Annotated in this window: 11 protein-coding genes; 2 read left to right on the plus strand and 9 right to left on the minus strand. The window is 69.4% G+C overall.

From position 1 onward, the window contains the following. Positions 1–10: 10 nt before the first annotated feature. On the plus strand, positions 11–4,642 hold the full coding sequence (locus V1633_RS30185) for a serine protease (protein WP_331217697.1): 4,632 nt from the start codon (positions 11–13) through the stop codon (positions 4,640–4,642). Between the two features lie 25 nt (positions 4,643–4,667). Here the strand turns inward: V1633_RS30185 and V1633_RS30190 are convergent, their stop codons facing one another. The 9 genes from V1633_RS30190 to V1633_RS30230 form a co-directional block, all read right to left on the minus strand. Further along, positions 4,668–5,855, minus strand: a complete 1,188-nt coding sequence (locus tag V1633_RS30190; protein ID WP_331217698.1) for a zinc metalloprotease — start codon at positions 5,853–5,855, stop codon at positions 4,668–4,670. Positions 5,856–6,215: 360 nt separating this feature from the next. After that, entirely contained in the window at positions 6,216–7,640 is a 1,425-nt protein-coding gene (locus V1633_RS30195) for an endo-1,4-beta-xylanase (protein ID WP_331217699.1), read from the minus strand. 417 nt (positions 7,641–8,057) lie between these two features. Then, positions 8,058–8,978 carry an RNA polymerase sigma factor gene (locus tag V1633_RS30200; protein ID WP_331217700.1) on the minus strand — a complete coding sequence of 307 codons (921 nt, stop codon included), beginning with the start codon at positions 8,976–8,978 and terminating at the stop codon, positions 8,058–8,060. Between the two features lie 173 nt (positions 8,979–9,151). Further along, positions 9,152–11,545 carry a ricin-type beta-trefoil lectin domain protein gene (locus V1633_RS30205; protein WP_331217701.1) on the minus strand — a complete coding sequence of 798 codons (2,394 nt, stop codon included), beginning with the start codon at positions 11,543–11,545 and terminating at the stop codon, positions 9,152–9,154. 135 nt (positions 11,546–11,680) lie between these two features. After that, the gene (locus V1633_RS30210; protein ID WP_331217702.1) at positions 11,681–12,532 is read right to left on the minus strand and encodes a sugar phosphate isomerase/epimerase family protein; all 852 of its coding nucleotides are present in this window, start codon (positions 12,530–12,532) and stop codon (positions 11,681–11,683) included. Positions 12,533–12,538: 6 nt separating this feature from the next. Beyond that, positions 12,539–13,723, minus strand: a complete 1,185-nt coding sequence (locus tag V1633_RS30215; protein WP_331217703.1) for a substrate-binding domain-containing protein — start codon at positions 13,721–13,723, stop codon at positions 12,539–12,541. A gap of 11 nt (positions 13,724–13,734) precedes the next feature. Further along, positions 13,735–14,718 (minus strand): ABC transporter permease, encoded by a 984-nt coding sequence (locus V1633_RS30220; protein WP_331217704.1) that lies wholly within the window; start codon positions 14,716–14,718, stop codon positions 13,735–13,737. Positions 14,719–14,720: 2 nt separating this feature from the next. Next, a complete protein-coding gene (locus tag V1633_RS30225) occupies positions 14,721–15,695 on the minus strand; it encodes an ABC transporter permease (protein WP_331217705.1) in 975 nt (324 codons plus the stop codon). Positions 15,696–15,750: 55 nt separating this feature from the next. Continuing rightward, positions 15,751–17,262, minus strand: coding sequence for a sugar ABC transporter ATP-binding protein (locus V1633_RS30230; RefSeq protein WP_331217706.1), 1,512 nt, complete (start codon positions 17,260–17,262; stop codon positions 15,751–15,753). A 522-nt stretch (positions 17,263–17,784) separates the two neighbouring features. Between V1633_RS30230 and V1633_RS30235 the strand changes: the two genes are divergently transcribed. Then, a complete protein-coding gene (locus V1633_RS30235; RefSeq protein WP_331217707.1) occupies positions 17,785–21,330 on the plus strand; it encodes a ThuA domain-containing protein in 3,546 nt (1,181 codons plus the stop codon). Positions 21,331–21,581 lie beyond the last annotated feature (251 nt).

The raw sequence follows: 21,581 nt of genomic DNA on the forward strand, positions 1-21,581 counted from the left end.
TCAACCTTCGATGCAAGTCGCGGAACGCGTCCTCGGGATAGCCGCCGATCGAGGGGTCGGCCATCCCGACGGCCGATACGGCTTCGGCTCGGGCTTCCTCATCGCGGGCCGAGCCGTCCTCACCTGCGCCCACGTCGTCGCCGACGCCCGCACGGTGCTCCTGAACGACGCCGTGGGCAAGGAGTACACCGGGCGCGTCGTACGTCTGGGGGACCCACGGCTGCCGGGCACCGGCACGGGTCCTGACCTGGCGGTCGTCGAAATCGACGACCCTGGGCTGGACGCATCCCCCTTCCCGGTCGCCGAGATCGACCGCACGGGCATGGGATCGCTGGAGTCGGTGCGCGTCGTGGGGTGGCCCCGGTTCATGGAGGCTCCGGGCGGAGCCGCCCGAAGCACCTACTCCGCCGTCGGCAAGATAGAGGATTTGACCCGGCGGCGTGAAGCGCTGCTGCGCGTAGATGTCAGTGGCAGCCCTCCGGCGAATGTCGAGTCGGGGTCCCCCTGGCAGGGGTTTTCGGGAGCGCCGGTTTTTGCTGACGGGCACCTGGTCGGGGTGGTGACCACACACGGCCTGCCGGAAGGTCCCAGCGCGCTCACCGCCATCCCCCTCGCCACGGAGCTGGCGGACGACTGGTGGCCCTCGCTCGGGATAACCCGCAGCTTCCCCCTGCACATCGTGCGGCCCGGCCCGGCCGGCCCGGCGTGCGTCGTGCACCACCAGACGGTTCTGCGTTCACTGAACGGCTACCGGTCCAGCCTGCTCTACGACGTCATGCCCTACGTCGAGCCCCGCCCCGAGGCCGCCTGGCATCCCCGCAACCTCTGGCAGCGGTTGCGTGCCGATGACGGCCCGAATGCCGTCCTGGTGAGCGGACACGGCGGCATCGGCAAGACACGCACGTTGCTCGAGGTCGCCGGCTTGGCCGTCAGGGATGGCTGGACAGTTCTGCACGTGCGTCCCGGGAACGCCGCAGGAGTGGTGGACCATCTGGCCGCAGTCGTGCGGTCGAGCTTCGCACCCGTGCTGCTTGTCGTCGACTACCTCAACCAGAGCATGGCCAAGGACCTCGACCTCCCGCAGCTGCTCGCCCTGGTCCAGCAGAGCCGACGCGGATCCAGCCCGCACCTCGCCGTTCTCGCCAGCGCCCGTACCGGCTGGCTGCTCACACCGTTTCACAGCCGCGACGTCGTTGCCCTGGAGAAGATCCGGCTCGAGCCTGAGGCCGAGGACCTGCGGGCCATCTGTGCGTTCATGGCGCAGGCCGTTGCTCCCCGCGCCGCCGAACAACTCGGTCTGGACACCCTGCTGGGGTACACCGACACCACCCGGCCCATCCTCACCCTGCTGGTGGCTCGACAGATCGAGGACCGGGTCACGCGCGGGCTGCCGGCCCTCCCGCGCGCCAGCATGGATGCTCAGGACCTCCGGCAGTGGCTGGAGTTCCGCCTTGACGAGGACCAGCTCGTACCACGGCTCGACTCCCCGGAAAGCCTGTGGGGCCCGGAGGTGCAGGTCCACATCAAGGCCGCGGCGGCCGTGTTCCTGGCCACACCGGGCGACGAGTCGGCGCTCCTGGATGCCGCCTCGGACATGTTCGGTGACCGCGCCTCGGCGGCGAACCTGCTGCGGCTGATCATCGAGATGGGCTGGCTCATCAGCAGCGACGGCGTGCTGGACTCCGTGCACGACGTCGTCACCGATTTCCTGGTCACCGGAGTCGTGTTCTGGAGCACCACACGCGCCCCGCGCCCGACGGTGACAGCACAACTCATGAACGCCGTCGGCGGACGGCTGGCCTCCCTGGAGCACGCGCTCGTCGCGCTCGGCCGGCTCGTCGACGACATCGACGAAAGTGACCGCGCGGCGGATCTGGTCAGCCAGATCGACCGCTGGTTCGGGGAACATCGCGACCCGGTGATACGGCTGCTGCTACAGGACCCGGGAGACGGCGCCCGGACCGCGGCGGTGATGGTGAGCAGTGGCATGCTCACGACGACCCGGCAGGCGTACTGGGACCACGCGTTCAGCCCGCTGCTGACGAGGCTCGGCGGCGAGCTGGAAGCCTTCTCTCTCCTGCTGGCGGCCGTGCGTGACCTGTCCTCCGAAAGCCAGAATGTCACCGCCGAGCTGGCCGACCACGCGATCGCCTGGCTCACCGGACGTCCGTTGGCCAAGGTGGAACAGCTTCTCCGACTGCTGCTCCGCCGCGACGACCTCCCCCCGGACCGGGCCAGGGCCGCCGTGGGGCTGGCCGTCGGCTGGCTCCACCTGCACTCCCGCGACGCCTGGTCCGATTTCCTGCTCAGCTCCACGTTGATGTGCGACATCCTGGATCACGAGGCGGATCCCGACCTGGAACGGCTCACCGGGTTCGCCCTGGAGTGGTTGGCGGCGAACGGCACCCAACTGGGCGCGTCGTACCTCCTGCGCGCCATGAGCAGGATCAAACATCTCCCCGGCGGCGTCGTCGCGCCGCTCGTCACCCGCGCGCTGTCCTGGCTACGCGCGCACGGCGAGACCATCGACGCAAGTTTCGTGCTGCCGGGTTTCCTCTCCAACGCCGCGGTGCCGCAGGAGCGTGTCCACGACTTCGTCGGAGCGGCCCGGGCCTGGCTCGCCCAGCACAGCACGCGGCCGGAAGCCACCTATGTGCTGGCGCATCTGCTGACCCGCCAGGACCTCGACGGCGAGGCCGTCGCGGAGACGTTTGATCACACACGGAGGTGGATTGAGCAGAACTCGGACGATCCCACCGCGGACTACCTGATCCGAAGGGCGCTGACCCACCCCGCCCTGCCCTCGGAGATGGCCACGGTAGTCCGCGCGGCGACGTCCGACTGGCTGTCGAGCTACGGGACGCTCGAGACGGCGTGCTACCTCCTGCAGGTGGTCATCCAGGCCGACGGCCTATCCGACGAGTTACGCAGCACCGCGTACGCCACCGCCGAAACGTGGTTGCAGACCCACGGCCGACGCCTCAGCGCGAACTACCTCCTCCAGGTGACCATCCAGACCGCCGGGTTACCCGACGGGTTACGCGGCACCGCGTACACCGCCGCGCAGGCCTGGTTGCAGGCCCACAGCCGACACCACAGCGCGAACTACCTCCTGCAGGTGGTCATCCAGGCCGACGGGCTACCCGAAGGGTTACGCACCACCGCGTACGCCGCCGCTGAAACGTGGCTGCAGATCCACGGCCAGCACCTCGGCGCGAACTACCTCCTGCAGGTGGTCATCCAGGCCGACGGGCTACCCGACGGGTTACGCAGCACCGCATTCGCCGCCGCTGAAACGTGGCTGCAAACCCACGGTGACCACTACTCAGCGAGCCACCTGTTGCAGTCACTCGTCTCTGCCGCCGACCTGCCGGAGGAGTCGCGCGGCGTCACGTTCGCCGTCGCCCGAGCCTGGTTGCAGACCCACGGCCGACACCACAGCGCGAACTACCTCCTACAGGTGATCATTCACACCGACGGGCTACCCGACGAGTTACGCACCACCGCGTACGCCGCCGCCGAAGCCTGGTTGCAGACCCACGGCCGACACCACAGCGCGAACTACCTCCTACAGGTGATCATTCACACCGACGGGCTACCCGACGGGTTACGCACCACCGCGTACTCCGCCAGCGACACCTGGTTGCAGGTGCACAGCGAGCACCTCACCGCACGTCATCTGCTGCAGGCGCTGCTGGAAGCTGACGTCGTACCGGCCGAGACGCGGGCCCTGGTCGTGAACACGGCGGCATCCTGGCTGGATCTGTGGTGGCAGGAGGCCTCGTCCGTCGGCGTCCTTCGCGCACTACTCCGAGTCGTCTCGCCGGAGAACACTCCGGGCGTTCCGGCCGGCGAGCCCGATACGATCGCGCGGTTGACCGAGCGGGCCCTGCAGTGGCTGTCCTGCTTCGGATCCGTCAAGGAGGCACGGTCGGTCATCGGCCTCCTGCTGAGATCGCAGGCTACCGACGAGCAGACCCGCCACCGGGTGCTCCAGGCCGCGGTGGGCTGGCTGAACGCCCAGGCTGCCTCGTCCCGCGCCAGCGACATCATCCCGGAGGTGCTGGACAGCACGGACCTGCCGGAGGAATTCCTGATCGAGGCGTTCAGGGCGGCGCAGATCTGGCTGTGTCGACCGAAGCTCAACACCTTCCGAGGCCGGTACGTCATCGCGGCCCTCTTCCGACGCCAGTCCGAGTACCCGGACAGGGTTCAGGCGGTCGCTGCCCAGTACCTGACCGTCCTTGAGCGTGGGATCGACGCGGCCCAGTCCCGATTCGCGCTTTCCGCTTTTCTCGCCGAACCAGGTCTGGATTGCGAGATCCGGAAAACGGTTCTCCGCCTCACCCGCACCTGGCTCACACGGTTTGCCGAGCAGCCCCCCGCCCACGTCGTCCTCGCGACCATGGCGGCGCGCGAAGATCTGACCAGCGACGAGACCGAGTGGTTCGAACAGTTCGTGTGGGTGTGGCTGGGTCGCAATGAGCAGGCACCGACCGCGGGTCCACTCGCCCGGGCGCTGCGCGAAACCGCGGTGGGGTTCACCCCGGCGTTGCACGACGAACTGGCGAGAATCGCGCAGACCGGCAGCGACGACACCGAGGATCACCCTGCCGGGCCGGTTACCCGGGCGGCGGGTTGACGGCAGGATGGCGTCCCCTCGCCGGTCAGATGTCAGCCGTCGGTGCCGGGGCGAACAGGGGAGGCACCGGATCGGCTGCCCGGATCATGGCAACGACCTGTGTCAGTTGCTGGTAGTCGCCGCCGGCCGCCCTGACGAGGGTCTCCACGTCGGCCCGGTTGCCGACGTGCCACTCGGCGATGGCCCGCAGCAGAAAAGCGACGCCGCACAGCTCCGGCGGGTCGACACCCGGCCGAATGTCGAGGAGCAGCGACCGCGCCTCGTCCGGCCGCTGGTTGAGCAGGTGCGCCAGGCTCATCGCGACCCGCGCGGACAACACGTGCGGCTGCACGTCGAAGGCGAGCTGGGCCAGCTCCGAGATCTCCACCACCTCGCGGTGTTCGACCGGTGATCCGTCCACCACCGCGACGTACAGGTACCACATCCCGAACTGGACGGAGAGCACCTGCCCGATCGCGGCGGCGGCCGAGGGGTCGGTGCCTTCCGCGCGAGCCAGCGCCGCGAGCCGCTCGGCGTCGGCGACGAGGTCCGCCGCCGAGTACACGTGTTCTGTGCTCCAGCGCCGCAGGACGGCAGCGAGCGCGAGTCGCGGGTCGTCGCCGGCGCGAACCAGGTGTCCGAGAGGATCGTCCTCAAGTTCTTCCCGGACGATCGCCCACACCGTTCTGCTGACCTCTTCCCGGTAGTAGGCCGCCTGTAGCGCGGCGCGGGTGGCTGTCGGCGCCACGAGCCAGCGAAGCAGACTGCGGCCGTCACTGCGGGGCGAGATCCCGGGGATGAAACTGGCCAATCCGAGTAGCGCGGCCAGGATCGCCGTGCCGAGCAGCGCGAGGCGTGCCATCGGATTGCTCGTCAGCGCCGTCGCGGCACCGAGCACCGTCGCGGTGCACAGGTTCGCCAGCGGACCGCCGAGGTAGAACAGCACCATCCGCGACGGCAACGCGGTCGTCGACGGTGCCGGCCGGACCGACACCTCGTTCCGCCACCCGCTGAAGGGTGCGATACGGACCGCGACGACCGGCAGACGCAGCAGCTTCGCCACGACGAGATGCCCACACTCGTGCAGGACGATGTGCACCCACAACGACACGCAGGTGATGCCCACGGCGGCGATCGCACCGGTCACGGATTCGGTGACGAGCAGCCCGAAGACCACCGCCTCCGACACCAGGAGGAGGGACGCGGCAACCAGCCGTCGGTGTCGGGAGATCACCGGGAGATGGTACGGCCGGACAACCGAGATCCTCAGGTCCACGGTCCGGTCGAGTGGCCGACGTGTTGCGCGACGCCGCGCCGCCGGACGTTGCCGTACCGCCGCAGGGTTTCCCGCTCACCGCCGCGCAGGTCACCTCGTCGTGGCTGGTGACCGCCGGCCGGGCCGGCGCGGAGCTTGCCCTCTCCACGCCGGCCCTCCCCAGGTCGCGGAGGCAGCGGACATGTCGGCGTTCATGCCGCTGCCGTCGCGCGCCTGAAACCCACGCTCCGGCCTTTTCCACCTGTCGTCCGGCCCGACGGGTGGAGCTGGCGGGCCGTTACCCCATCCGCCAGGGCAGGACGACGGCCTGCGGGTTGCCTACCCGACGCGGACGAGCTGCCATTGCTGGTTGTTGCCGCCCCAGTCGGTGTACTGCACGACGTTCGCGCCGTCGTTGACGTTCGCGCCCTGCACCTCCAGGGCCTTGCCGCTGTTGCGATTGATCAGGCGGAGGTACCCGCCCGCCGACTCGGCCGGCCGGAACTGCTGGTTGGCCGCGTTGAGGTCGGTCCACTGCACTACCGCGGCGCCGTCCGCCGTGGACCAGTTGGCGACGTCGAGCACCTTGCCCGAGTGCCGGGACCTCAGCCGGTAGTAGCCCCCACCGGAGTCGACGAATTGCCACTGCTGCCACGCACCGTCGTTACGCGCCCACTGGGTGATCCGCGCCCCGTCGTTGGTGGCCAGGTTGTACAGGTCCAACGCCCTGCCGCTGTTGCGGTTCACCAACACGTACCAGGCGCTGGTGTCGACCTGCCCCGGGTTGGGGACGCTGCCGCTGTTGAGGGCGTTGAGCACCGCGTCATAGGCGGGCTTCTTATTGCCGTTGCCGTCGAAGAGCAGCGGGTTCTGCCCGGTACGCCACGAGTCGGTGTCGCGGATGCCCCAGACGGTGATGCCGGTGCAGCGGGCGACCGCGAGGCAGGCCCGGGTGACGGTGCCGTAGACGGCGGCCTGGTTGGACCCGGAGATGTCCAGCTCGGTGATCTGTACGTCGACGCCGAGGTCGGCGAAGCGTTGCAGGTTGGCCTGGTAGTCGCCGGGGACCGAGTTGCTCAGGTGCGACTGGAACCCGACGCAGTCGATCGGCACACCACGGGCCTTGAAGTCGCGCACCATGTTGTAGATCCCGGTGGACTTCGCGTTGATCCCGTCGGTGTTGTAGTCGTTGTAGCAGAGTTTCGCGCCTGGGTCGGCGGCGTCCGCGGCGCGGAAGGCGGCTTCGATCCAGTCGTTGCCGGTGCGCTGCAGGTTCGAGTCCCGCCGCCCGCCGCCGCTGCCGTCCGCGAACGCCTCGTTCACCACGTCCCAGGAGTGGATCCTGCCTCGGTAGTAGCTGGCGACCTGGGTGACGTGGTTCATCGCCGCGTTGCGTAGCGCGCTGCCGGACATGCCCTGCGCCCAACCCGGCTGTTGTGCGTGCCACAGCAGGGTGTGGCCCCGTACCGACATCCCCCGCGACCGGGCGTGGTTGACGATCCGGTCCGCGTTGGTGTAGCTGAACCGTCCCTGCTGCGGCTCGGTCGCGTCCCACTTCATCTCGTTCTCGGCCGTGACGCTGTTGAACTCACGGTTGAGGATCGTCAGGTAGGTGTTGTCGCCCATTCGCCCGGCCGCGACGGCCGCGCCGAAGTAGCGGCCCTTCTCCGCCGCCGAGGCACCCAACGTGGTGCCGGCGCTGGCGGGGCCGGCGAACTGCAGCACCATGCCGGCGCCGAGTGACCCGGCCGCCAGCAGCGACATGAGCACTCTCGTCCACCACCGTCGCCTGGGAGATCTGGTCGGGTATTCAAATTCGTTCATCGGTCAGTAGCCTTTCGACATCGTTACCGGGGCAGCGTCCGGCGCCGCGTGGCGGCGGTGGTCCCGGTGGGGAGTTCGGCGGGTGGGTTCGCCATGTCGGTGGTGTCCGCCGCCGATGCGGTCCTCATCCGAAAGCGACAGCGGTGCCCGCGCCTACGCCGAACCCCGCTTGCTCGGAGGTGACCGACGACCGGCACCTCATCGATCCTCCGTCACAACTTGAGACGCCCACTTGTTAGCGCTAACACCTCCTGCCCACCTGGTCCTACGCATGAAGGACGACTCAGAGAAGAGCGCTCACATCGATGTACGCAGATTGCCAGATTGTTACGCGGCCTTCAAGAGGTACCGGGACGCCTACGCAAAATTCGACTTCCCCACAACCCGCTTCAGGCGCGGACCTCCGACGCGCACGGTTGATAACACTTTTCCGTGACGGTGCCCGAATGACGGAAACGCAGAACCACAGCAGTTTTCTGTTATGAAAGCCGGAGGCATGTGGTCGCGACCGTTCCGCACCGGCGGGACGGGAAGCAGCGCGAGACCGACAATGAGCCGCTCGAGGGGAACCGGCCGCCTGACGCGCGAGCAGACCGGGCAGGAGCGGGTGTGCCGCGTGATGCGCTTACGCCACAGCGGGCTCGGTACGCCGTCCCAGTCCTCCAGGGTCGCGGTCAGCCGTGCACACCTGGGACGGGCTTCCAGCGCGGCGACGAGTGACCGGCTCAACTCCAGCTGGTGGCGCATCCGCTGGAGGCGTACCCCCTCGTGCGCCACGCTCGTCGCGTCCGCCGCCGCGAGGGCCGTCCTGGTCAGGAGCCCCGCGGTCTCCAGCCACCACAGCGAAAGCAGTCTCCGATCGTGCTGGTCCAGCCAGGAACTGGCACGGATCACCTGCCCGCGCTCGCGGGACAGCTCCATCCGAAGCAGGGTCAGCGCCTCCGCGTCGGCGTCCGGCGCACCGGTCACCTCGGCGAGGGGCACGGTCCGGTCGGCGTCGGCCCGCCGCCGGTACAGGTGGCTGCTGGCCTGGCGCGTCGCGATCGTCAACAGCCACGGCCGGAAGCTCCCCGGCGCCCGCAGCGCCCGCAGCTCCCGCAGAACGCGCACCATGGTCTCCTGCACGGCGTCGTCGACATCGGGCAGATCGCCCAGTGTTCGGCGCACGACGGTGTACACGAGCGGCAGGTACGCCGTGACAAGTTCGTCGAGCGCCCGCCGGTCGCCGGCCTGTGCCGCCACGACCAGGCTCGTCGCGTCATCTCCGCTGGCTGGCATGCTCCGCTCCATCGGCGAGGTCCCGGTCGGGTCCACCCCTGGACAGCCAGATCTGCCCGCACCCCGGTCACCACGAGGCGTCAGCCGTGAACTCGCCCGCGACGGTGGCCGCCGCCGGGTGAGTTCGGAGAGTGGGGCCGCGCCCCGGGCCCGGCCCCACTCATCCCCTGGTGTCAGCTACGCAGGCTCCACTGCTGGTTCGTGCCGCCGTGACACGCCCAGAGGTGCACCTTCGTACCGTTCGCGGTGCCCTGGCCGCTCGCGTCGAGACACAGTCCGGACTGCACCGCGGTGACGGTGCCGTTCGGATTGACGTTCCACTGCTGGTTGGCCTGACCGTTGCAGTCCCAGATGATCGCCAGGGTGCCGTTGGTGGTGCCCTGGCCGGAGGCGTCCAGGCACTTGTTGCCGTACACGGTCAGTTGCCTGCCCGCGGTGTACGTCCACCGCTGGTTCGACCCGCCGTGGCAGTCCCAGAGCTGCGCCTGGGTGCCGTTGGTCGTACTCGATCCGCCGATCTCCAGGCAGCGACCGGACTGACCCCCGACGAGCTGCACGTTCTGTCCGCCACTGCCACTACTCTGTGGGCCGGCGGCCGCCATCACGGCCTGGGCGCCGGCGGGCCAGTTGCCGCCCGTCACCGTGACGTTGCCGGAGACGACGTTGCCCCGGTCGCCGTTGGTGACGTTGGTGCTGCCGTTGGTCGACCAGTTGTTGGTGACGGTGAAGTTGCCCATGTTCTCGGCGAACCAGTAGTTGGCGGTGGCCCAGGTACCGGTGTTCGAGAAGACGTTGTTCCTGGCGGTCCAGTACCGCGAGCCCTCGTCGAAGTAGACGCCGAAGTAGCCGTTGGTCCGCAGGCAGTAGTTGTCGCTGATCAACCCGCCCTGGTTCGCCGACAGCGTGTAGATGCATCCGCCGTCGTTCATCTGCTGCATCACGTCGTGCACGTAGTTGCCGATCAGCCGGTTGTTCGACGCGGTCGTCGGCGTCGAGTACCGAGGCTGGTAGTTGTACAGCCCACGGTCGGCGTAGTGGTTGCTTCCCCCGGCGTCGTTGGCGCCCCAGCCGTACCCCATCGACATGCCGGTGTACGGCATGTTGTAGACCTCGTTGTACGAGACGGTGGCGTTGGTGACGTAGGTGGTCAGCACCGACACGATGCCCCGGTGCTCCAGGCCGAGATCGTGCAGGCGGTTGTTGCTGATGGTGATGTCCCGGTTGACCATCCGCTGGTCGCTGGGGTGGTGCGCGTCCGCGCGCACACCGCCGACGACGATGCCGCCGGCCGAGTTGCGGGCGATCTCGGACCTGGTGACGGTGATGTTGCTGGCACCGAGCCCGACCCCGCTGGCGTGGGCGGTGGAGTCGTTACCGATGCCGATGGCCGTCTGCCCGAGGTTGACGAACTGGGAGTCGGTGAAGGTGATGTTGTTGGCGGCGGAGACCTGGACGGCGGCGGGCGACTGCAGCCAGTTCGGTCGGGTGGCCTCGAACTGCGGGCAGCCGTTGTGGCACGAGGCGAAGCTGGGCCAGCTCCAGTTGCCCGCGATGTAGGCACCGGTCTGCTGGTCCACGTAGCCCTGGTTGCTGCTGGGCCCGAGCCAGCTCGTGCCGGTGAAGGTGATTCCGCTGAAGGTCATGTGGTGGGCGGGCGCGTCGTAGCTGCCCCCGACCTGCACCAACGACTGGAGCGTCGGCAGTTCCACACTGACGGTGCTCATGTTCTGGCCGCTGAGCGGGATGTAGGACAGGGCCCCGCTCGCCGGGTCGAGATACCACTCCCCGGGCGCGTCCAGGAACTCGTAGGCGTTGTTCAGGTAGAGCGGCCCGGCCCGGTGCGGGCTGGTGAAGGTGTCGTACCCGAAGTTGTTGTTGCTCCAGCCGGGCTGCTGCATCGTGATCAGGTTGCCGCTGATGCTCTGCACCGAGACGTACCGGTCGGTGAACGAGTTGACGCTCTCCATCTGGATCCGGTTTTCGTTGGCCAGGTTGTTCAGGTAGCTCAGGGCACTGTTGGTGAACCTCATGCCGGTGCTGTCCGCGGTGAAGTCGGCCCGGTTGACCTGGGTGCGGGCCCGGGTGGCGATGGCGCCGTTGACGTAGAGCTGCCGGGTGTCGACGCCGGCGCCGACGTTGGCCCGCCAGATGTTCCTCCCGGCGTCGACGAGGGACCAGCCGGTGACCGGGCGGGCACCGCTGAGCACGGGGCGGGCCGACGGCGCCGCCTGCCACAGCACCCGGTAACCGTTCGTGCCGGAGTCGGCGGCCGTCAGCCGGAGCGGGGAGGTCAGCCGGTACACCCCGTCAGCCAGTTCGACGACGATGTCACCGGACATCGAGGCGGTGCGGGACCGGACCGCGGTCTGAGCGCCGGTCACCGAACAGGGCGCGGCGACGGTGCACGCGGTGCCGCTGCCCGAGGGTGCGGCGTAGAGGGTGGTGGTGGCCGCGAGCGCGGGGGTGGAAACGGCCACCACGGTCGCGGTGGCCACGGTGGTCAAGGCCGCCGCCGCGGCTCCGACCCGGGTGCGCCGCCGGGCAGCGGGAATCGGGGGTACGGACACGGGAGGTCTCCTTACCTGGAACGGGGGTGGTGGTGTGGCCGATGTGCGGATGTGACTGGTCGACGCTGCACGGTTGTCGGCGCTGAGCACGGGTCGCCACCGGCAGCGGGCGCGGTCGGGCGGAGGGTCGGCGGTTCAGCCGAGAATCCGCCGGAGATGCTTCAGGCCGTCCTGGGCGAGCCGATCCTGTGACGGGGCGAGCGGACGCCAGATCGACGCGGCGGTGGCGATGGTCTCGTTCTCGGCGGTGAACGACTCGATACAGACCGCGCCCCGGTAACCGGTGGTGGCCAACGCGGCGAAGAAGCGGGGCCAGTCGAGGTGATCCGCGCCGGGGGCGCCTCGATCGGTACCGCTGACCTGGACATGCTTGATGTACGGGCCAGCCCGGACAAGGGCTCCGTACGGGTCGGCCTCCTCGATGTTCATGTGGTACGTGTCGATCATGATGCCGACGTTCGACGGCAGGCCGTCGATCAGCTCCGCCGTCTGTTCGACGGTGTTGACCACACTCGTCTCGTAGCGGTTGAGCGGCTCGACCCCGATGGAGACGCCCCGCTCCCCCGCGTGGTCGGCGACCGGGGCCAGCGCCCGCCGGAAGTCCGCATAACAGGCGGCCCGGGCCCCCGGGGCCATTCGCCAGGTCCGGCCCACCGCGGCGTAGACCGGACCCCCGACACAGGGCGCACCCACCACCGCCGCACTCTCGACACAGCCCTTGAGGTACGTCACCGTCGCCTCGACGACGGCCGGGGCGGCGTCCACGAGGTCACGCCCGGGTGGGGTGACCGCACAGACGCCGGCCGCGGCCAGGCCGTACGTCGCCAGCAGGTCCCGGATGTGCACCGGATCCCAGTCGCCGGGCTGCTCGATCGGCAACTCGACCGCGTCGAAACCGAAGTCGGCGATGCGTGGGATCAGCTCGGCCAGGGCCGCGTCGTCGACCGGCGAGGCCCACACCCAGGGGTTGACACCGATGGCGTACACCAGGACCTACTTCCAGCGCTGCGGGTAACCGGGCAGGTCGGTGCAGCCGCACATGGCGTAGTGCAGCGGCGGCATGTCCGGGTCGAGGAAGGTGTCCAGGTTCTCCCGGTTGATCGTCGGCTGGGGCAGCTTCCACGGGTTGGACACCTGCTGGCCGTCGAGGATCCGCAGCGCGGCGATGATCGGCGTACGCCACTGGTAGGTCGGGTACGTCGGCGCGATCGCGGTCAGGTTCGCGTCCTTCCAGACCTTCAGGAAGTCGAGCTGGTCCTCACCGTTGATCGGCGGCACCGGCTTGCCCGCGTCCTGGAACGCCTCGACCGCCGCTACCGCGACCGCACCGGCGTCCATCCAGACACCGTCGATCGTGCCGTGCCGCCGGAGGTAGTCGTCGACGATCTTCTTGGTCTTGGCCGGGTCGCCGTCGGTGAACTCGACTCCGACGACGTCGACCTTGGACTTGTCGAAGGCGATCTTCGCGGCGGACCAGCGGGTCTCCAGCACGTCGACGCCGGGCAGGATCCGCAGGGCGAGCAGTTTGCCGCCGGGCTTCATCCGCTGGCTGACGAACTCGGCCCCGACGTGGCCGAAGCCGTACCCGCCGATGGGGTTGATGAACGTCACCGGGCACTTCGTGTTCACGCCCCGGTCGAAGACGACAACCGGCAGGCCGGCCCGGCAGGCCGCCTCAACCGCCGGGGTGAGCGTGGCGGTGGTGTTCGGTGAGACGATGAGCGCGTCGCAGCCCCTGCCGAGCAGGTCGTTGATGTCCGCGATCTGCTTCTGGTCCTTGCCCTCGGCGTCGACGTGGACGAACTCAGCGATCCGGCTCTTCTGCGCCTCGACCTCGGCCTGCATGGTCTTGAACCCGACCTGCCGCCAGGGGTTGTTGAGTGCCGCGTTGGAGAAGCAGATCTTGTACGGGCCGGCCTTCCTGAACTTCGCGGTGTCCACCATCGTCGGGTTGAGCGCCTGCTCCCACGGCTTGTCAGCCGGGCCGGTCGGGGTGGCGGCGAGCAGCGAGAGTTCGTTGTCGTAGTCGGCCTGCACGAAGAACTTCGACTGTTCGCCCGTGCCCGCCCCGGCGGCACCGGTGGTGGTGCCCGACGGGGTCGCGGCCGGCTGGTCGGTGGCACAGCCGACAAGCGACAGCAGGGTGACCGCGGCCAGCGCCGCCAAACGACGTCTCACAAGAAATCCCCTCATCTGGATGAGAAACGCAGAGCGGAGACCGCCACGGCACACAGGATGATCGCGCCCTGGACGGTCGATCTGAGGGCGCCGGAGACGCCGTAGAAATTCATCAGAGCGAAGAGCAGTTCCAGGGCCAGCGCGCCGAGCATCGCGCCGACCACCGAACCGCGACCGCCACCCAACGCGACACCGCCGAGGACGACCGCGGTGATCGCCCCGAACTCCAGGCCGGCACCGGCCTGGAAGGAGACGCCGCTGTAGCCGCCGAGGAGGATCGCCGCGACCGCCGCGACCAGCCCACTGAGGACAAAGGCGATGGTCCGGGTACGCCAGACCGGCACGCCACTCAGCTCCGCCGTACGCGGATTGTCGCCGACGGCGACCAGCGTGCGGCCGAAGTCCGAACGCATCAGCAGCACGGCCAGCACGGCGACGACGAGCAGGACGACCAGGGCGTACGGAAGACGACCGATCACCGGCACGTCCTCGAACGCGCGCCGGCCGAACTGGCGGAACTCCTCGGAGAGCCCGCCCTTCGGAGCGCCGTCGGACCAGAGGTACACCGCGCCGACGAGGATCAGGAACATGCCGAGGGTGGTGATGAACGAGGGCACCCGCAGCCGCGTCGTGACCAGACCGTTGACCAGACCGACAACCGCACCGCCGGCGAGCAGCAGCAGTACCACCGGCCAGGTGCGGGACGGGTCGCTGTCGATGAGCCGGGCGGCGACCACGACCTGGGCGGTGACCAGGGAGCCGACGGAGAGGTCGAACTCGCCGGAGACGATCACGAAGTACTGGCCGGCGGCGAGCAGGATGATCGGCGCCGAGCGGCCGAGGAACGACATCAGCGACGACGGGGCGAGGAAGTCGGGCTGCCGGACGGCGACGAGCACCGTGAGCACCGCGAGGATCGTCAGGATCGGCAGGACGCCACCGGTACGGGACCGCAGGATCCGCAGCGGCAGCGGGGGTCGTTGCACGGTCTGCATGGCTACGAGTCCGCCTTCCGCAGGGCCCGGCGGGCGTAGACGGCGACCGCGGCGATGATGATGGCGCCACGGATCACCTGCTTGAAGAAGGCGTCCACGTCGAGCTGGTTGAAGATGGCGTCGATGCTGGCCAGCAGCAGCACGCCGCCGATGGTGCCGATGACACCGCCGCGTCCACCGGCGAGGGCGGTTCCGCCGATCACCACCGCGGCGATCGACTCCAGGTCGTAGAGACCCTCGGTGCCGACCCGGGGCGCCCCCGAGCCGAGCCGGCTGGCCAGGTAGATCCCGGCGAGGCCGGCGCAGAGCGCGCAGAGCACGTGGGCGGTGACCAGGACCCGGTCGTTGCGGACGCCGGAGAGCCGGGCGACCTCCGGGTCACCGCCGATCGCGACCAGGTGGTGGCCGAACCGGGTCCGCGAGAGCGCGAACCAGACCGCCCCGGTGACGACGACCAGCAGCAGGAAGGACAGCGGTACCGGACCGACCCGCTGGTATCCGAGGGTCTGCACGAGCGAGGGGGCGGTGGTGCCGGCAGGACCGTCGTAACCGTTGTCGAGGTACCCCTTGAGCAGCAGCCCGACGCCGAGGGTCGCGATGAACGCGTTGATCCGTAGTTTGGTGACGAGCAGCCCGTTGAGCAGCCCGACGCCGGCGCTCACGGCGAGCGCCAGCCCGACCGCCGGCAGCAGCGCGCCGTCGCGGCCGTTCATCGTCTCGGCCGCGACGAGGGTACTGAGGCTGATCACGTACGCCACGGACAGGTCGAGCGAACCGCCGAGGATGACCAGGGTCTGGCCGACGGCGACGAGCCCGAGCCCGGCGGCGACGTGCAGCAGGCTCACCGTCGTCGACTGGTTGAACAGTTGGCCGCCGTCGAGCGCCACGACCAGCCAACCGATCGCGAGAACCAGAGCGAGGGCCACGAACACGCCCGGTACGGCCCGTCGGGCGGGCACGAGGGAAAGACCGCTCACCGGACCGCCTCTGTTCGCGACTGCGGGGCTCGCAAACCCGGCTCACTCCTCACGCTCACCGGACCGCCTCCGACACGGTCCCGACGGCCAGGGCGACGACGTCCTCCTCGGTCGCGCCGGCGGGCAACTCGCCCGCGACGCGGCCGTCGCGCATGACGACGATCCGGTCACTCATCCCCAGCAGCTCCGGCAGATCGGACGAGATCATCAGAACCGCCGCCCCGTCGCGGGCGAGGCGGCGGACGAGGTCGTGGATCGCGCTCTTCGCCCCCACGTCGATGCCCCGGGTCGGCTCGTCGAAGAGCAGGATCCGCGGGTCGAGCGCGAGCCACCGGGCGAGCACGACCTTCTGCTGGTTGCCGCCGGACAGGAAGCGGATCTCCTGGCCGTCGTCGGCGGCGCGAACCTCCACCGCGGCGAGCAGCTCACGGACCCGCACGGTCCGGGCGGCGCGGCCGGACCGGGCCGCGAAGACGGCCCGGCTGGCGAGCAGCGCGTTGTCGAGTACGGACTGCCGGGCGACGATGCCCTCGCCCTTGCGGTCCTCGGTGACGTAGGCGATGCCGGCCCGCATCGCGACGCGCGGCGAACGCAGCCGCACCGGTGTGCCGTCGAGCGTGACCTCGCCGGTCGTGAGCGGGGCCACCCCGAAGAGGGCACGGGCCAACGCCGACCGTCCGGCACCCTGGAGGCCCCCGACGCCGAGTACCTCACCCGCCCGCAGCTCCAGGTTCACACCGCGCAGCTTCCTGTTTCCCCCGTCGCGGACGGCGAGCCGGACCGGGCCGCGGTCCTCCGGGCCGGCCCGGTCCGGGTAGTAGCTGGACAGTTCCCGGCCGACCATGTGTCGCACCAGTTCGTCGGCGGTGGTGTCGGCGGTCCGCACGGTGGTCACCCGGCGGCCGTCCTTGAGGACCGTGATCCGACCGGACAGGTCGAAGACCTCGGCGAGCCGGTGTGAGACGTACAGCAGGCCGATGCCCCGCTCCTGGAGCCGGCGCACCAGCCCGTACAGCAGCTCGACCTCGTGGTCGGCCAGCGCCGCGGTGGGCTCGTCCATGATGAGCAGCCGCACGTCGAGGGCGAGTGCCTTGGCGATCTCGACGACCTGTTGCTGTGCGACGCCGAGGCGCCCCACCCGGACGTCGGCCGGCAGCGCGGTCTCACCGATCGAGGCGAGCAGTTCACCGGTGCGGCGGAGCATCTCGCGGCGGTCGACCAGTCCACGGCGCAGCGGCTCGTGGCCCAGGTACACGTTCTCCGCGACGGTGCGTTCCGGCAGCAGGTTGAACTCCTGGTGGATGATGCCGATGCCGGCCCGCTGCGCGTCGCGCGGACCACGGAACGCCCGCGCCGCACCGGCGAACTCGACGCTGCCCTCGTCCGGGACATGACTCCCCGAGACGATCTTCATGAGGGTGGACTTCCCGGCGCCGTTCTCACCCACGACGGCGTGCACCTCGCCCGGCCGGACGTCGAGGTCGACACCAGTGAGGACGCGTACCCCGAGGAAGGACTTGCCGATGCCCCGCAGCACGAGCAGCGGCGCAGACGGTGGATCTGACATCGCAAAAGCCTTACGGATAGTAGTCAACAACGTGGTACGTCCGCGGCATGCCGAGCCGGTTGTCCGCCCGGACGGCGAACTTTCGGCGGTGGCGCGGAGGCTCAGGTTCTTACGGTGCAAACGCTCGCTTGACACGAACGAAACATCACACGTATGAAGATAGATGTTTGGATGCGGCTCCGCAATCCTCGACCTGAGGCGACTGCCGGGCCCGCCACTCGATCGGCAACGACGCCGAACCGAGGGGCCAGACACGGCCGCCCCCACCTCGGGACGACGTGGAACGCGACGCGCAGACATCGATGGTTTTCGATCTGGATCGCATCCGGACACCTTGCAGACACGGGGCGGGGACAAATCCCCCGTCACGCTGTGTGACTTCCTGCGGGGCTGACTGCCGTTGCGGCGGACGGCACGACGACCAGCCGGCACACTCGTGCCCCCACGCGTGCCCAGGCACCACCTGACGCGCCGCCGGGCCCGTAGCCGCAGTTCCGTTGCCCGCCCGAACTAGGAGACGGCATGCGTCGCAACACACTGATCATCGGCGTGCTCGCCGGCCTGTTACTCTCGCTCGCGCTCGCACCCCCGGCGTCGGCGGCTCCCGCCTTCCGCGCCCTGTTGTTCACCAAGACCACCGGCTACCGGCACGACTCGATCCCCGCCGGGATCTCGATGTTCCAGCAACAGGCGGCGGCGAACAACTTCGAACTGGTACACAGCGAGGACTCGAACGTCTTCACCCCGGCCAACCTCGCGACCTTCGACGTCCTCATCATGTTCCAGACCTCGGGCATGGTGTGGACCTCGGCGGCCCAGCGCCAGGCGGTGGAAGGGTTCCTGGCCAGCGGCAAGGGCATCGTCGCCATCCACAACGCCACGGACATGGGCATCGAGGGCGAGTACCCGTGGTGGGACCAGACCGTCAACGCCGGTGCCCACATGCCGGAGCACTCCCCCGGCGTGCTGCCCGGCACCGCCATCGTCGCCGACAAGAAGCATCCCTCGACGGCCAGCCTGCCGGACCGCTGGAACCGCAGCGAGGAGTGGTACAACTTCGACAGGAACCCGCGTGGTGACGTGCACGTCCTGGTGACCGCCGACGAGCGCACGTACAACCCCGGCTCCCGGGCGATGGGCCCGGACCATCCGATCTCCTGGTGCCGCAACGTCAGCGGCGGCCGGCTCTGGGCCACCGCGATGGGGCACGCCGTCGAGTCGTACAGCGAGACCAACTTCCGCAACCACGTCCTCGGCGGCGTCAAGTGGGCCGCCGGCAACGAACCCGGCGACTGCGGCGGCACCGTCTGGGGCAACTTCGAGAAGCGCGCCCTCGACGACAACACCGTCGACCCGATGGCGCTGGCGGTGGCTCCCGACGGACGCGTGCTCTACGTCCAGCGGGGCGGGCAGCTCAAGATCTTCAAGCCGTCGACCAGCACCACCGTCACCGCCGGCACGCTCAGTGTCTACACCGGCGGCGAGGACGGCCTCACCGGGCTGGCGCTCGACCCGAACTTCGCCAGCAACGGCCACGTGTACCTGTACCACGCGCCGGCGAACAGCACGACGGACGTCAACCGGGTCTCCCGCTACACGCTCACCGGTGACACCCTGAACCTCTCCACCGAGGTCCGGATCATCGACATCCCCGCCTACCGCGACCGGACCTTCCCTGAGCCCGGCCACACCGGCGGATACATCGAGTTCGGTCCGGACGGGAACCTCTACATCGGCACCGGCGACGACACGCCACCGAACCTCGACCCCAACTGGCAGGGCTACGCCCCGCTGGACTGGCGGCCCGGCAGAGCCAACCTCGACGCCGCCCGGACCGCCGGCAACACCAACGACCTGCGGGGAAAGCTGCTGCGTATCCGGCCCTCGGCCGGCGGCGGCTACACCGTCCCGGCGGGCAACCTCTACCCGCAGGGAACGGCGCAGACCCGGCCCGAGATCTACGCGATGGGCTTCCGTAACCCGTTCCGCTTCTCGATCGATCCGGCGAACGGCTGGGTCTACCTGGCCGACTACGGGCCCGACCGGAACCCCCCGACCACCAACCGTGGACCGGAAGGGCTCGTCGAACTCAACGTGATCAAGTCCGCGGGCAACTACGGCTGGCCGTTCTGCCACGGCGACAACCAGCCCTACGCCCCGTACAACCCGGACACCGGCGTTGTCGGCGCGAAGTTCAACTGCAGCTCACCGGTCAACAACTCGCCCAACAACACCGGGCTGACCAGCCTGCGGCCGGTCGTCGCCCCCCAGATCTGGTACGGCTACGGCACCTCGCCGACCTTCCCGGAACTCGGCTCCGGCGGCTCGGCGCCGATGGGCGGGCCCGTCTACCGGTACGACCCGGCCAACCCGTCCGCGACGAAGTTCCCGCCCTACTACGACGGCGTGCACTTCTTCTACGAGTGGTCGCGCAACTACATCAAGGAGGTCCACTTCGACTCGGCCACCACGGTCACCCGGACCAACCCGTTCCTGCCGGCCGGCAACTTCAACAAGCCGATGGACCTGGAGTTCGGCCGGGACGGCTCGCTCTACCTGCTGGAATGGGGCACCAACTTCGGCGGCGGGAACAGCGACTCCGGGCTCTACCGGATCGACTACATCCAGGGCGGACGCTCCCCGATCGCCAAGGCCACCGGTACGCCCACCAGCGGCAACGCCCCGCTGAACGTCCAGTTCAGCAGCGCCGGTACCACCGACCCCGACCCGGGCAACACGCTCAGCTACCAGTGGACCTTCGGTGACGGCAGCACCTCGACGGCGGCCAACCCGTCGCACGTCTACAACAGCAACGGCAACTACACGGCGCAGCTGAAGGTCACCGACAACACCGGCAAGACCGGCTTCGCCAACGTCCAGATCACCGTCGGCAACACCGCCCCGGTGGTCACCATCACCACCCCGGCCAACGGCGGCATGCTCACCTTCGGCGAAAAGGTGTCGTACCAGATCACCGTCTCCGACCCGGGCGGCGCGGCGGTCGACTGCACCAAGGTGATCCTCAACCCGGCCCTCGGCCACGACGACCACGCGCACGAGACCACGGACTACCCCGGCTGCTCGGGCACCATCTCCACCGACCTGCTCGGCGGGCACCCGGACGGCGCCAACCTGTTCTACGTGCTCAACGCGCACTACACCGACAACGGCGGTGCCGGCGGAGCGGCTCCGCTCACCGGCCGCGCGCAGGCGATCCTGCAACCCAAGCACAAGCAGGCCGAGTACCACAGCAGCCAGTCCGGCACCCGGATCGTCGACCAGGCCGGCGCGGAGAGCGGCAAGCGCGTCGGGGACATCTCGAACAACGACTGGATCGCCTTCACCCCGATGAGCCTGTCGGGCATCACGACGGTCAGCTACCGGCTGTCGTCGCCGTCCGGTGGCGGCTCGATCGAACTGCGCGCCGGCTCGCCGACCGGCACGCTGCTGGCCACCACTCCGGTGCCCAGCACCGGGGGCTGGGACAACTACCAGTCCACGCCGCCGGTGAACGTCACCGCGCTCGCCGGAAGCCACACCCTGTACCTGGTGTTCAAGGGCAGCGCGAACAACTGGTTCGACCTCGACTCGCACACCTTCGGCGGCACCGGTGTCGGCGTACCGAACACCGACGGCATAGCGGGCCGGACCTGGACGCTCACCGCGCAGCACAGCGGCAAGCTGATGGACGTCAACGGCGTCTCCACCGCCGACGGTGCCCAGATCCACCAGTGGGCGGCCACCGGCGGCAACAACCAGAAGTGGCAGGCGGTCGACGCCGGTGGCGGTGCGGTCTACCTGAAGGCGGTGCACAGCGGCAAGTGCGTCGAGGTGACCGGCGCCTCCACCGCGCCGGGCGCCTTCCTCCAGCAGGCCACCTGCAACAACAGCAACCAGCAGAAGTTCACCGCCACGCCGACCGGGACCTCCGGGGTGTACACGGTGAAGAGTGTGCTGAGCGGTCACTGCGTGGACGTCAACGGCGGCGCCACCAACGACGGAGCCCGGCTGTTGCAGTGGAACTGCCTGGGCAGCACCAACCAGCAGTGGCGGTTCAACCTGGCGTGACGAGGCGGCGACGTCCCGGTCGGGACCGGCACCCACCCAGGGGGCCGGTCCAGGCCGGGCCGTCGGCGGGGGGCCGGGGGGGGGGGGCGCGCCCCCCCCCGCCCCCGGGCGGGCGTCCGGGGGGCGGGCCCCGGCGGGCACGACGGCGTCGCCCGGGTAGGGCCGGCCGGCCCTACCCGGGCGACGGGCTGTCGTCAGCGCGTCCCGGACCTCGTCCGGCACGGCAGCCGGCCGCCGGTGCCACAGCACGG

The sequence above is a fragment of the Plantactinospora sonchi genome (genome assembly GCF_036422035.1).
GTDB lineage: Bacteria > Actinomycetota > Actinomycetes > Mycobacteriales > Micromonosporaceae > Plantactinospora > Plantactinospora sonchi.